Origin of the sequence: Shinella sp. M27 (assembly GCF_049199905.1) — a bacterium.
Lineage (GTDB): Bacteria > Pseudomonadota > Alphaproteobacteria > Rhizobiales > Rhizobiaceae > Shinella.
The window spans coordinates 1-236 of record NZ_JBLZPK010000085.1; the positions used below are offsets into that span (position 1 = coordinate 1).

Consider the following 236-nt stretch of genomic DNA (forward strand, 5'->3'; position numbering starts at 1 on the left):
GGCGACGGCGAGCGGCTCGACAGCGTCTTCCGTCTCGACCAGCACGGCGCGGTCGGCGCCCATGGCGAGCGCGGTGCGCAGCGTCTCTTCGGCCTTCGCAGGACCGATCGAAACCACGCCCACTTCCTCAGCCTTGCCGGCCTCCTTCAGACGCAGCGCCTCTTCCACGGAGATTTCGTCGAACGGGTTCATCGACATCTTCACATTCGCAAGCTCAACGCCAGAACCATCCGACT

General features: G+C 64.8%; 1 pseudogene. It reads right to left on the reverse strand.

Going from position 1 to position 236, the window contains the following annotated elements:
• A pseudogene (locus ACOZK4_RS27190) lies at positions 1–236 on the reverse strand (electron transfer flavoprotein subunit beta/FixA family protein); the annotation flags it as partial.